The organism is Limnobacter sp. G6BE5S (genome assembly GCF_058448965.1).
Genome location: NZ_JBZFLM010000002.1, coordinates 239953 through 254014, shown reverse-complemented (window position 1 = coordinate 254014; position 14062 = coordinate 239953). Strand labels below are relative to the sequence as shown.

General features: G+C 53.6%; 9 protein-coding genes. 2 read left to right on the top strand and 7 right to left on the bottom strand.

Annotation, left to right across the window (positions count from 1 at the left end):
* Window positions 1–30: 30 nt before the first annotated feature.
* From ACVL1J_RS04335 to purL, 5 genes are all read right to left on the bottom strand, one after another.
* Window positions 31–1377, bottom strand: a complete 1347-nt coding sequence (locus ACVL1J_RS04335; RefSeq protein ID WP_341236646.1) for a DUF3422 family protein — start codon at window positions 1375–1377, stop codon at window positions 31–33.
* A 22-nt stretch (window positions 1378–1399) separates the two neighbouring features.
* Window positions 1400–1969: a CDP-diacylglycerol--glycerol-3-phosphate 3-phosphatidyltransferase gene (gene pgsA / locus ACVL1J_RS04330; RefSeq protein WP_159568616.1), complete on the bottom strand. Its 570-nt coding sequence runs from the start codon at window positions 1967–1969 to the stop codon at window positions 1400–1402.
* 84 nt (window positions 1970–2053) lie between these two features.
* Complete coding sequence (gene uvrC / locus ACVL1J_RS04325; RefSeq protein WP_341236647.1) at window positions 2054–4039, bottom strand: excinuclease ABC subunit UvrC; 1986 nt, start codon at window positions 4037–4039, stop codon at window positions 2054–2056.
* Window positions 4040–4049: 10 nt separating this feature from the next.
* Window positions 4050–4727: a uracil-DNA glycosylase gene (locus ACVL1J_RS04320; RefSeq protein WP_341236648.1), complete on the bottom strand. Its 678-nt coding sequence runs from the start codon at window positions 4725–4727 to the stop codon at window positions 4050–4052.
* Window positions 4728–8792 (bottom strand): phosphoribosylformylglycinamidine synthase, encoded by a 4065-nt coding sequence (gene purL / locus ACVL1J_RS04315; protein ID WP_341236649.1) that lies wholly within the window; start codon window positions 8790–8792, stop codon window positions 4728–4730. It abuts the gene before it with no gap.
* A gap of 104 nt (window positions 8793–8896) precedes the next feature.
* Between purL and ACVL1J_RS04310 the strand changes: the two genes are divergently transcribed.
* A complete protein-coding gene (locus ACVL1J_RS04310; protein WP_341236650.1) occupies window positions 8897–10564 on the top strand; it encodes an NAD(P)H-hydrate dehydratase in 1668 nt (555 codons plus the stop codon).
* On the opposite strand, the gene ACVL1J_RS04305 is transcribed toward ACVL1J_RS04310, so the two are convergent.
* The gene (locus tag ACVL1J_RS04305) at window positions 10523–11203 is read right to left on the bottom strand and encodes an ABC transporter ATP-binding protein (RefSeq protein ID WP_159568621.1); all 681 of its coding nucleotides are present in this window, start codon (window positions 11201–11203) and stop codon (window positions 10523–10525) included. The two genes, ACVL1J_RS04310 and ACVL1J_RS04305, sit on opposite strands and share 42 nt — an antisense overlap.
* Here ACVL1J_RS04305 and ACVL1J_RS04300 point away from each other — a divergent pair.
* Entirely contained in the window at window positions 11202–11855 is a 654-nt protein-coding gene (locus ACVL1J_RS04300; RefSeq protein WP_341236651.1) for an arylesterase, read from the top strand. The two genes, ACVL1J_RS04305 and ACVL1J_RS04300, sit on opposite strands and share 2 nt — an antisense overlap.
* A gap of 61 nt (window positions 11856–11916) precedes the next feature.
* On the opposite strand, the gene ACVL1J_RS04295 is transcribed toward ACVL1J_RS04300, so the two are convergent.
* On the bottom strand, window positions 11917–13821 hold the full coding sequence (locus ACVL1J_RS04295; protein WP_341236652.1) for a SurA N-terminal domain-containing protein: 1905 nt from the start codon (window positions 13819–13821) through the stop codon (window positions 11917–11919).
* Window positions 13822–14062 lie beyond the last annotated feature (241 nt).

Here is a 14062-nt window from a genome sequence, read left to right as displayed (position 1 = left end):
AACACTCTCGAATGAAATCGTGGAATATCGCTAACCCTTTAGGCCCATGCGCTTTTTCATGGCTTGCATGCTGACATACGACAACACAGCAATGGTGGGTATGGCCACAGCGATCGCCAAATCAGGCGAAACAGGCACTCCCATGGTTTTTAGCCCTTTGGCCAAATAACCTACCAAACTCGCGCCGTAGTAAGAAATAGCAACGATCGAAAGACCTTCTACCGTCTCCTGCAAACGCAACTGAACCTTTGCACGCTTGTCCATGCTGGTGAGCAAGCGCTGATTCTGGCTTTCCCGCTCAATTTCCACGCGGGTCCGCAACAATTGGGTAACTCGGGAAATACGGGCAGCCAGCTCATCTTGCCTGCGTGCTGTCCAGGTACAGGTTTTCATCGCGGGGCCCAAACGGCGATCCATGAACTCGCCAAACGTTTGCATGCCCACCATGGGGATTTCTTTCAACTCGGCGATCCGCTTTTTCACCAAATCGGTGTAGGCTTCTGCCGCAGTGAACCGCACGCGGTTTTCAGCGCTTAACTGCTCGACCTTGGCCGCCAGGTCAGTCAAGTGGCTCAACAACTTGCGATCCAGCTCAACATCTTCGGAAGTCACCTCAGCCAAGTCTTCCGTTTTGCTGGTGGCCGCCATTTCAGTGGCCAATTTCACCAGGCGATCCTCATGCGACGACAGCTTCGGCAATGTGGCACGCGCCACAGGAAAACTCAGCAGCGCCATCATGCGATAGGTTTCCATCTCGATCGTGCGCTGCACCACACGACCCAGCTGGCGAGACCCCATTTTCAGATTACAAATCAGAATACGGGTAGCACCACGATCAGCAATTCGAAGATCGGAAAACACCTGCCCGGCCCCATTCGCAATCATGCCGCCGATCAAGGTGTTGCCATCAAAATAGCCTGCAACACTGCGTGGTTCGCGAGAGCTCTCTGTTTTTTGAACAAACAGCTCAATGGCCACCAGCATGACGCCAGGCAAAGCTGCCATCCAGCTTGGTGGCAAGCGGCGGGTAACCGGGCGATCAAAAACTATTGCATGGTCGGCACGCTCAAAAAATGTGAGCGTAATGAATTCATTGTGGCGCTCCAAGCGCAAGCGCAAGGCCGATTCGCCTCCACACAGGCTCAAGCTGACCTGGGGAGCAGCCAATTCCTCATCGGAAACTGGTTTGCATCCACAATAGTCCACCAAAGCCTGCAATTGCGCGACAATCTCGGGCGTGACCTCGCCCTGCACCAGCAAAGCAATGTGGAACACTCTTTCCTGAGGCCACAAGGCCTCGGTGGGGCGGGAATGGACTTCATCATTCAGCGCTTGCCGCAAAGGGTATGGCTGGGGCAATAAGTTACTTTTATTCATGACAAACAAGATTGGTGGGCGCTTAACTTCGAGCGCGAAGTTCGGGCCATGCCTTCATCAAGTAATAGCACATCGACCACACAGTTAATACCGCAGCCACATAAATTCCCAAAGTACCCAGTAAGCGGAAATCAATGCCCATCCAGGTTTCATTGGCCAACAACATGGGTATGGCCACCATTTGCGCAATGGTTTTGAACTTGCCAAGCCAGTTCACTGCAACGCTGTTGCGCGCACCAATGCTTGCCATCCATTCGCGCAATGCAGAAATTGTGATCTCGCGGCCAATAATGATTAGCGCAATGAAGGGTCCAATACGCCCAAGATCAACCAACACAATCAGTGCAGCACCCACCATCAGCTTGTCAGCCACCGGGTCGAGAAACGCACCAAAGGCGGAAGTTTGATTCCAGCGGCGGGCCAGGTAACCGTCTACAAAATCGGTAATGGCGGCGAACACAAACACCCAGGCACCCACCCAGTTTTGCATGGAAATGGACATCACTGTTTCAGGCAGAAAATAAATGCCGACAACCAGTGGAATCAAAATAATCCGGACCCAGGTCAGGATCATGGGCAGGTTCATTGGCATATCTGTTTTTCTTTTGTTAAGTAAAAATACACGGTATAGAGGTACAGAATATATCAGCGCCAACGTCTGTTGAGGCACACATCTTCAATGCAAACGCCGATAAATTTCTTCAGCCAGCGTCTTGGAGATCCCTTCGACTGTTTGCAAATCTTCCACACTGGCCGCTTTAACCCCCCTCAAACCGCCAAAACGGGTGAGTAACTTTTGTTTGCGTCGCGCACCAATGCCTTCAATTTCATCCAGTTCAGACACCTGGCGAGTCTTTGCCCGTTTGGCTCGCATGCCGGTGATTGCAAACCGGTGGGCTTCATCCCGAATCTGGGCAATCAACATGAGCGCAGGGTGCCCAGGGCCCAGCTCAAGGCTCGGCCTACCGTCGGGAAACACCAGGGTTTCCAGGCCCACCTTGCGGTTCTCACCTTTCTTCACGCCCACGATCAGGCCGATGTCCAGGCCCAATTGCTCAAACACTTGCCGGGCCACTTCAATTTGCCCCTTGCCACCGTCGATTAGTACCACATGCGGCATGACAATTGGGGTTTTGCCCTCGCGCTGATAGCGGCGGGTTACCGCTTGGCGCATGGCTGCGTAGTCATCACCCGGCGTAATGCCTTCAATGTTGTACCGGCGGTATTCACGGCTTTGCATGTCGTGGTTGTGAAACACCACACACGAAGCCTGTGTGGCCTCGCCTGCGGTGTGCGATATGTCAAAACACTCCACGCGCAAGGTGGCCAGCAAATCAATGTCCTCGGGCGGTGTGTCCACGGCAGCTTCCGTGCCGGGTGGTAAAACGGAATCGCTGGCAATGTCGCCCAGTGGTTTGATGGTGCCACCCAAGAGGCTGTTCGCCTCGCCCGCCTGCAAAGCTTCTTCAAGCCGTGTTTCAAGGCCCAGTGTTTCGACCAGTGCACGGGTTCGGAACTGGGCTGAGCCCTGTTCGGCAATTCGCCGGGCAATGGCGATTTCCGCATTGTCCACGGCCATGTCCAGCCACTTGCGTCGCTCGCTTTGCGGCTGTCGAATCAGATTGATTTTTTTACCTGCCTGCTGGCTGAGTGCCATCAGCAATTCGGGCGCATCCAGATCCTGATTCACGATCAACAGGTTCGGAATTGGGCGATCCACATAGGCCTGGCTCAAAAACGCTTCCAGCACCTCGGGGCCAATGTCCTCGCTGGCTTGCGCCACGCTGGGAAACATGGGCTTGTCGCCCAGATGCCGACCGCCACGCACCATGGCAAGATTTACGCACACTGCACCACCCTTGATCACCACGGCAATAATATCTGCGTCGTCATCGCCGCCCGTGGTGTCCACCGACTGCTTTTGTAACACGCGGCTTAGCGCACCCAACTGGTTGCGGTACATGGCCGCCTTCTCAAACTCCAGCAAGCCGCTGGCCTCCAGCATTTTCTCTTCCAGGCTGGCCAACACCGCTTTGTGGTCACCCCGCAAAAAGCGAGAAGCAGCTTCCACATCTTTTGCGTAATCTTCAGGGCTGATCCAGTTCACACAGGGTGCGCTGCAACGCTGAATTTGGGCCTGCAAACAGGGCCGTGACCGATGCGCAAAAACTGTGTCTTCACAGGTGCGCAACAGAAACACGCGCTGCAGCACCTGAATACTTTCCTTCACTGCCCACGCATTGGGAAATGGCCCAAAAAACTGGGACTTTTTATCGACAGCGCCACGGTAATACGCCACACGCGGGTATTTGTGGTTGGTCAGGCGAAGGTAGGGGTAGCTTTTGTCGTCCCGAAACAGAATGTTGTAACGCGGGCTAAGCGATTTAATCAGGTTGTTTTCAAGCAGCAGCGCTTCCGCTTCCGTGCGGGTGGGCGTGACATCAACGCGCACAATGCGCTCAACCATGTGGCTGGTGCGCGGGCTCGCATGGGTTTTCTGAAAATACGACGACACCCGTTTTTTCAGGTTCTTGGCTTTGCCCACGTACATCACCGTGCCGTTTGCGTCGATCATGCGATACACGCCGGGGCGCGTGGTCAAATCCTTCAGAAATGCGGCAATATCAAAAGGTGAGTCTGGCGACTGCTGATCTTCGGTCATCGCCCTGCCCTTACGCTTTCAGGAAATGGCTGATCGATTCCAGCACAGCCTCGAACATGGGTACGGTAAGCCGGCCTGTTTGCGTGTTGTAGCGGCTTACATGGTAACTGTCGAATAAACGAAACGCACCCAGATCATGTTCGGCTGCATGGCCAAACTTGAATGCGCTCTGCCTTTGATCCATGGCTTTCAACACGGCTTGGTGACCCACCAAACCCAAGGCCAGAACAGCTTTCGGTGGGTGTACTTTGAATTCGTGCGCAATAAACTGGTTGCAGGTTTTAATTTCTGCAGGCGTGGGTTTGTTTTCAGGCGGAACACACTTCACGGCATTGCTAACGCGTCCATTCAATAGTTGCATGCCATCGCCCACTGCCAAGGAAACAGGCCTGTTGGCAAAACCATACTTGTGCAAAGTGCTGTACAACAGGTCACCACAATAATCGCCCGTAAATGGGCGCCCACTGCGATTGGCACCATGCAAACCTGGCGCCAGGCCCACAATCAACAGCTCGGCGTTGGCAGGGCCGAAAGGCGGCACCGGGCCATTGAAATGACCTGGAAACTTTTCGCGATTCTGTTCATGAAAAGCGCACAGACGCGGGCATGCCGTGCAATGCACATCAAACACCTTGGCCGGCCATTGCTGGTCCATCGCCAAGGGTTGCCATGCCAATTTTTTTTCCATTTAACCCAATGCCTTGCGCGCGTTGTAGAACAAACGCATCCATGGTGAAAACTCGCCCGCATCTTTCGGTGCCCAGCTCATTTGCACATTGCGGAACACGCGTTCAGGGTGCGGCATCATGATGGTAAAGCGGCCATCTGGCGTGGTGAAACCGGCCAGTGCCTCGGGGCTGCCATTGGGATTGAACGGATACTGTTGAGTGGTCTCGCCTTGCGAGTCCACATACTGCACCGCCACCAAACCATCAGAACTTAATTTGGTGTGGTTACCCTGACGAGAGAAATCAGCGCGACCTTCACCGTGCGCAACCACCACAGGCACCACCGAACCTTCCATGCCATTCAACAAAATGGATGGGGTTTTGTTGATTTTTACATTCACCAAGCGTGCTTCATATTGCTCGCTTTCATTGCGCATCAGCTTGGGCCAGTGTGTTGCACCGGGAATCAGATCAGCCAGCGTGGCCATCATTTGGCAACCATTGCAAACACCCAAACCGAACACATCGTTGCGGCCAAAAAATTCAGCAAACTGGTCGGCCAGTACGCTGTTGTAGCGAATGGTTTTCGCCCAGCCTTCGCCGGCGCCCAACACGTCGCCGTAGCTAAAACCGCCACAGGCGGCCAAGCCCTGGAAATCTGCCAGCTTGCGCTTGCCGGTCAGCAAGTCGCTCATGTGCACATCCACGGCCTCAAAACCGGCCAAGGTGAATGCACCAGCCATTTCAAGCTGACCATTCACGCCCTGCTCACGCAGTACTGCCACGCGCGGCTTTGCTCCGGTGGCGATGAAAGGTGCTGCCGGGTTTTCTGTGATGTCAAAACCGGGCTTCCACACCAAAGCATTGGGCAATTCCGCAGCTGCTTTGTGCTCACTTTCTGCACAGGCCGGGTTGTCACGGCGCTTGGCAATTTGATAGCTGGTGTCGTCCCAAATCCCCTGCAGCTTGGCCCGGGTTTCCGAGTAAATGCATTTGGCATCGCGATAAAACTCAATTACATCTCGGTCGTTTGGCTTGCCAATAATATTGCTGTGCTTGCTCAGGTTGAAATCGCGCAGCACCTGCATGGCTTCACTTTTTTGCGCTGCGGGTACTTGCAACACCACACCCAGTTCTTCATTGAACAAGGCTTTCAAGGTGAGTTCACCGCGCTGCACGCTGACCTGCTCGGGGCGAATTTTAAAGTCGCCCCAATCGGCTGAATACGGATCGATTGTGATCAAATCAAGGTTGATTGACAAACCACTGCGGCTTGCAAAGCTCATTTCTGCCAGTGCAGTCAACAAGCCACCGTCGGAGCGGTCGTGGTAAGCATGCACCAAGCCTTTTTCGCGCAAAACGCTCAAAGCCTGCGCAAAGTTTTTGATGTCGCTGGCGTCTTCCACATCGGGCACATCGGTGCCCAACTGATTGGTGACTTGCGCCAGCACGCTGGCACCCATGCGCATTTTTCCGCGGGCCAAATCAACCAACACCAACACGGTGTCCTCGGTGGTGTTCAACACCGGCGTTAGTGTGCCGCGTACGTCGTTGATTTTTGAGAAGGCAGTCACAATCAAACTGACTGGTGACAACACTTCCTTCTGCACATCGCCTTCATTCCAGCGGGTGCGCATGGAAAGTGAATCTTTACCAACCGGAATACCCAATCCCAGTTGTGGGCACAGCTCCATGCCAATGGCTTTTACGGTGTCGAACAATGCGGCATCTTGCCCTGGCGTGCCGCAGGCGGCCATCCAGTTTGCGCTCAGCTTCACGTCTTCCAGTTTTTCAACAGGTGCAGCCAACAAGTTGGTAATGCTTTCGGCAATGGCCATGCGGCCTGAAGCAGGTGCGTTCAACACAGCCAAAGGCGTGCGTTCGCCCATGGCCATGGCCTGCCCCGCGTAGCCGGTGTAGTCGTCGATGGTTACTGCCACATCGGCCACAGGCACCTGGTGTGGACCAACCATTTGGTCACGCGCGGTAAACCCGCCCACGGTGCGGTCACCAATGGTGATCAGGAAACGCTTTGAAGCCACGGCCGGAAATTTCAACACCTGTTCAATGGCCTCGCCCAAGTCAGTTTGGGTCAAATCCATTTCAGCTTTCACAGTTTCAACGCGGTTGTCGTTGCGCTCCATGCGGGGTGGCTTGCCCAGCAAGACTTCCATGGGCATGTCAACAGGGTTGCTTGTGCTTTCCGCGTCAAGCACTTTCAACTGGCGTTCATCAGTGACCACGCCCACCACGCAGAACGGGCAGCGCTCGCGTTCACACAGTTGCGTAAACAACTCAAGCGATTCGGGCGCAACGCCCATCACATAACGTTCCTGCGATTCATTGCACCAAATTTCAGCGGGGCTCAAGCCACTTTCATCGAGGTTGACTTTGCGCAAATCGAATTCAGCGCCTTTGTTCGAGGCATCGGCCAATTCCGGAAACGCATTGGAAATACCACCCGCACCCACGTCGTGAATGCTCAAAATAGGGTTGGCCTCGCCCAAAGTCCAGCAACGGTCCAGCACTTCCTGTGCCCGACGTTCCATTTCCGGGTTGGCACGTTGCACTGAATCAAAGTCGAGCGATTCGGTGTTCGAGCCAGAGTTCATGGACGATGCAGCACCACCACCCATGCCAATGCGCATACCGGGGCCACCCAGTTGAATCAGCAGGCTGCCCGCTGGCAAGTCGCATTTGTGGGTGTGCACTTCACGAATATTGCCCAAGCCACCCGCAATCATGATGGGCTTGTGATAACCGTAAACGCGCTCGCCCACACGCTGCTCGAAGGTGCGGAAATAACCGCCCAGATTGGGGCGACCAAATTCATTGTTGAACGCAGCCGCACCAATCGGGCCGTCGATCATGATTTGTTCGGGCGTTGCAATTCGGGTTGGAATGCCAACAGGCTGTGGCTGCTCGCTGTTTTGATCATTGCGCTGATCAAGCGGCACCAGGGCGTCTTGTCCGCTTTCCCAGCTTTCCTTGCCACCGTCAAATCGCAAATGCGAGGTGGTAAAACCGCACAGGCCTGCCTTGGGCTTTGCGCCACGGCCAGTTGCACCTTCGTCGCGAATTTCACCACCAGAACCTGTTGCGGCACCGGCATAAGGTGAAATGGCCGTGGGGTGGTTGTGGGTTTCAACCTTGATCACGAAATGCGTGGTTTCTTCATGCGGGCGATACACTCCGTCTGCATCCGCAAAAAAGCGTTCAGCCTTCCCACCGGCAATCACTGCTGCATTATCAGAATACGCAACCACAGTGCCTTGCGGCGTTGTTTTGTGGGTGTTGCGGATCATGCCGAACAGGGTTTCATCTTGCGCCTGCCCGTTGATGGTCCAGGTGGCATTGAAAATTTTGTGGCGGCAGTGCTCGCTGTTGGCCTGCGCAAACATCATCAATTCCACATCGGTGGGCGAACGGCCCATGGCGGTGTAGGCTTCCAGCAAGTAATCGATTTCGTCTTCGCTCAAGGCCAGGCCAAGTTCGCTGTTGGCCTTTACCAATGAATTGCGCCCCTCGCCCACCTGGCCCAGCTCAATAATCTGCAAGGTTTTGCCTTGCAAAGGCAGGAACAGGCTTTTCACATCGAAGCCATCAGGCAATACCGCTTCCGTCATGCGGTCGTACAGTGCGGCCTTCAAAGCCTGCAAGGCAGCGCCTTCAGGCAATTTGCTGCCGCCCAGCAAACCTTTTTTGAACGTCAGCTGAAATTCAATGCCGCGTTCCATGCGCACCACGTTGGCCAAACCAGCGTTGTGGGCAATGTCAGTGGCCTTCGACGCCCATGGGCTGACCGTGCCCAAGCGGGGCACCACCACGCAACTAACGTCAACACGATCCAGTGCGGGTGCAGCATGGCCATAATCGAGCAAACCTTCCATCACTTTGCGCTGCGTTCCTTCCAGCGCGCCGCGGGTGGCCACGAAATGAACGAAATGTGCGCGCACTGCCGACACATTCGCATCAATGGCTTGCAGGCGTTTCAACAAACCTTCTGCACGGAAAGCAGACAGGGCAGACGCGCCATTGAAGGTTGAAACATCGAATTGATCAGCCGAAGACAGGGCAAGAGACATGACAGCAGTGGGGGTGGTTGAGGTAATCTTGAATTATAAGTGCTACAGCCCACTTTCTGAGGCCAAAGCCTTGATAAACCACCCTGAATTTCCATGGAATGCACATGCCTGAACTGATTGACTTACACCCTGAGAACCTGGGCCATGCGAACTGGCAGCAGGTGGACCAAAAATCAATGCCGGTGCTGTCTGTGAAGCAAATTCGAGCATTGGAGCAGGCTGCTTTCGCGCAAATCGATTCTTTTTTGCTGATGCAGGCCGCAGGCGTGCGCTGTGCTTTGAAAATTGTGGATCAAATTGTACACAGCGAGACACATTCAGCGCGCTGCCTGGTACTGGCGGGCCCCGGTAACAACGGAGGTGATGCATGCATTGTTGCCGGGGAGCTAAAACGCAAAGGCCTGCAGGTGGATCTGTATCAGCTTACCGAAGGCAAAACAGGTTCCAAAGACCGCATGCAAGCAGTACTTTGGGCGCTGGCCCACGGTGTTCAACCCATTGAGCTTGAGCCCAACATGCCATTGCCTGAAATTACCACTGGCACGGTGATCGTCGATGGACTGTTGGGAATTGCCTGTGATCGGCCTCCCGAGGGTCTGATCAAACAAATGATTGAACATGTGAATTCCCACCACTGCAAAGCGCGGGTCTATGCACTGGACTGCCCCAGCGGGTTGAACTGCGACACTGGCCACGCGCCTGGCGAAGTCATTCACGCACATACAACCTTCAGCTTTCTCGCTTGTAAACAAGGCCTGTTAAGCCAGCAAGGCAAAGGCTTGTGCGGTGAACTGTGGATCGATGAACTGAATTGCAATACATTGCTCAACACGCTTGTGCAAACAGCCGGCTTGGGTTCGGTCATACATGCTGTTTCGCGGCTTGAGCAACTGCAACGCCTGCCCTTGCGCAATCATGAACACCACAAAGGCAGCTTCGGCAGCATTGCCATTCTGGGCGGCCAACAAGGCATGGTGGGTGCCTGTGTATTAAGTGCCAGAACAGCCCTGATGCTGGGTTGCGGTCGGGTGGCCCTAACCCTGCTTCATGAGGCCGACATGCACCTGCCCGACGTTCAACGCCAAGGTCAATCGCCCTTTCTCGACTTGATGTTCCCGGAGATCATGAACAAGGGAATCGAAGACAGTCTGGAATTCGCCGACACCGCAGTGATCGGGCCAGGTTTGGGGCAAAGTCAGGAAGCCTTGAACATGCTTTTTACCTCACTTGAGCACGACAAAGGTTTGAATATGGTGTGGGACGCAGACGCACTGAACATTCTGGCAGCCGACTCGACACTGCGCGCGCGTTTTGAACACTACAGGCGCAAGCATCCGGGCAAAGCCATGGTTTTCACACCTCATCCTCTGGAGGCGGCGCGTCTGTTACAAAGCACCACCGAAATGATTCAGGCAGCACGCACTCAGGCAGCGCAGTCGCTGGCCAGCAAGTTCAATTGCACAGTGGTACTGAAGGGGGCCGGCAGCCTGATTTGCAATTCAAAACGCATGGAAATCAACACCACCGGTGGCCCTGCACTTGCAACGGCAGGCAGTGGCGACGTACTCGCCGGCGCTGTGGCCGCCATGCTGGGGCAAGGGCTTGATGAGTTCAGGGCGGCTTCGTTTGCGGTTTACCTGCACGGCCTGGCCATTGAGCCACTGGGCCGCGAGCGGGAGGGCTTGGGCATTTCACATGCCAGCGAAATTGCCCAGCGCATGAAAACGCATTTAAACCATCTCTTGAGCCAAGGCGCCCGCCGCAATAGTTAATTGCCGTGAGCAACGGGCAGCCAGTTTGTCGTCATGGGTTACCAAGATCAGGGTGGTGCCCTGCTCTTTTTGCAGGTCAAACATCAAATCGATAATTCGCTGCCCAGTGGCAAAATCAAGGCTGCCAGTAGGCTCGTCGGCAAACACAATTGTAGGTTTACGCACAAAAGCGCGGGCCAATGCCACACGTTGTTGTTCACCACCCGAGAGGGTTTTGGGTGTGTGGTTTAAGCGATCACCCAAGCCCACACGCTCCAGCATTTCCTTGCAAGCCTTTTCGCGATTGGGCATGGGTGTAAGCTCTGTGGCCAGCATGACGTTTTCAAGCGCACTCAAGTGATCAAGCAGCTGAAATGACTGAAATACAAAGCCCACATGTTCAGCACGCAAGCCTGCTCGCTTGTCTTCGTTAAGTTGAGTTAAGTCTTGCCCCAAAAAGCGAACTGCACCGCTAGAGGGAATGTCCAACCCTGCAAGCATGCCCAACAAAGTGGATTTGCCGGAACCTGAAGCACCCACGATGGCAACCGCTTCACCTTGATTTATAGTGAACGAAATGTTTTCAAGGATAGACAAACTGCTTTGTCCGTCTTGAACCAATTGATTTAAACCTTCGACTTCGAGGATTGCACGACTCATGTTTGCCTTTACTGCTAAAAAAATTAAAAACGCCTTGGTATTTGGCCTGATCGCGTTTGGCTTGTCGACCAGTGTATCCAGCTTTGCTTCGAATAAAGGCCAGGAATGCACAATTCTGGTGATGGGCGACAGCTTGTCCGCCGCATACGGCCTGCCCAAAGAACAAGGCTGGGTCGCATTGATGGAGAGTCGTTTGACTGAAAAGTTCCCCTATTGCAACGTTGTGAACGCCTCGGTGTCGGGTGAAACCACGGCAGGGGGCAAAACACGTTTACCCGCGCTGCTGAAACAACACAACCCCACTCACATGATTCTTGAATTGGGAGCCAACGATGGATTGCGCGGTTTGTCACTGGACACCATGAAAGACAACCTCACCAATATGTTGGTCGCAGCACGGCGCAATCAAACACAGGCTGTATTGATCGGCATGCAAATTCCGTCAAATTACGGACCTGCTTATGCACGACGCTTTGGTGATACTTTTGGCGAAGTGGCCCGCAAGCAAAAAGTGCCTTTGGTGCCATTCATGCTGGAAGGGTTTGCACTGGATCCCACGGCCTTTCAAGCCGATGGCATTCATCCCAATGCCGGTGCACAACCTAAAATTCTTGACAATATCTGGCCGACTTTTTCAGCCACATTGAAATAGTTTTTTGATCTTCGGCGCAGAACCTTCAATTGCGCCGGAGATCAACTACCGAGACCGGTCGTTAAAACGTTTTCTTGATCTCGACATCAACACGTTTTTTCATTGCATCGCGAGCAGCCAACAACAGGGCCTCTTGATACACTTGGCCCGCGATATTTTCGTAGTATTGAACCACTTGCGGATCAGCCTTCGCCTTCACCTCAGTAGACGGCGCACTGCTTTGAACCCAGGCCACCGCATAACCATTGTTGCCCAAACCCACTACTTTCGCTTTCGGCAAATCGGACACGCCCGTGTTCAACACAGACTGAGCCACCAAACCGGGCAATCCCTCGGCACTCAATGCGGATACGGTTCTTGGATCTGCAAAACCATCCAGCAACTCAGCGCCCGCCTGTGGCTTTTCACTATCCAGTTTGGCCGCCAAGGCATCCGCGTCTTTCAAAGCCGCCTTAGCCGCCTCTTCCTGCTTCAGGCGCGCCTGAATGACAGGCTTCATCTCGTCCAATGGGCGAGCGGTTGCAGGCACGTAATTCACAATGCGGGCAGACACCATGGCCTCACCCACCTGCACCGCTTTGGTGTTGTTCTTGTTTTCAATGGAGTCAGCCGAAAAGACTTCAGCCATGAGCTTGGCATCTTTCAATACCTCAGGCGCGTTCGCAGCACCTTGAGTCAAACCATTGAATGATTGCGCCTGCACACCCAAGGCCTTAATCACATTCTCAAACGATTGCCCGCCTTCGTACACCAGTTCGGTGAAGCGGCCTTGCGCATCCGCATATTGGGCAGTCATTTTCTGGCTCTTGATTTCGTCTGCAATCTGGCCTTTCACTTCGTCAAGGCTTTGCACTTCACCGCCACGTACATCTGTAACTTCAATGATGTGATAACCAAACTGACTTTTCACCAGGCCACTCAACTCGCCTTTTTTCTGGGCGAATACAGCCTGCTCAAACTCGGGAACCATCGCCCCTTTACCAAAAAACCCAAGGTCGCCACCCTGATTTGCTGAACCTGGGTCGATTGAATATTGCTTGGCAAGTTCTGCAAACTTCGAGGGGTTGGCTTTCAATTCAGCCAAGACTTTTTCAGCAGCCGCTTTCAACTCGTCGGCTGAAGCACCCTCTTTCTCTGCGTCCAGCAAAATATGGCGTGCACGACGTTCTTCTGGTGTCGAGAAGCGAGCCTTGTTTTGCTCATAGTAAGCTGCGATATCCGCATCGCTGACTTCAATTTTGGATTTGATGGTATCGGGCGACAGCACCACATACTCAACATCGGCTTTTTGTGGAGCCATGAACTGCGCTTTGTTGGCCTCATAAAATGCTGCCACTTGCTCATCGGTAATGCTCACGTTCGCCAGGTAAGGAGCCAAATCAATATTCTTGACTCGCACCACACGGCCTGCCAACTGAACATCATCCAGTTGCGTTTTCAATGTCTCGGGAAAAAATGATGCGCGCAACACCGGATCAAGCACCTGGTTCCGAGCCAAACCAAAACGTACATTGGCTTCATGTTGCGTGGGTGTTAAACCGCGCGCTGCCAATTCACGCTTGTAGGTCTCCAGATCAAATTTTCCATCGACCTGAAACAAAGGGGTGCGGGCAACGTCTTCGGCCAGCGCCTTGTCGGACGCAGTCAAATACTGTTTTTGTACAGACTGCTGAAGCAGGTATTGAAGCACCAATGTATCGAGCAACTGTCGATTGATTTCAGGTGACTCAAACACCTTAGGATCAAAGTTGTCGCCAGACTGTGCACGTGCTTCTTCGATTCGCTCACGCTTTACTTGATCAAACTCTTCCTGGCTGATTGGGTAATCGCCCACAATCGCCAACGCATTCGCTTCTGCGCTGACAGTGTTGTATCCCTCAAGACCAAACAAGGCAAATGCGGGTGCAATAAACAGCAGCAGCACAAACTGCATGATCTTCTGATTGTTTCGGATGAATTCAAACATGTTTTTAGGTGGCGTTAGTGTTGAACAACAAGCGGATACTATACCTGAAGGTATACACCACAAAACCGTGTGGAACGCGGCTGGGGTTGGAAATGAATGAGCCCGGAAATGAAAAAAGGGAATCCGAAGATTCCCTTTTTTGTTTGGCGGAGTGGACGGGGCTTAGCCCTCAACTCCAAAGCCGATTGAATTCATTGGATTATGCGCATCCGTGCGACCCTTATATATTAGCGTACCAGGG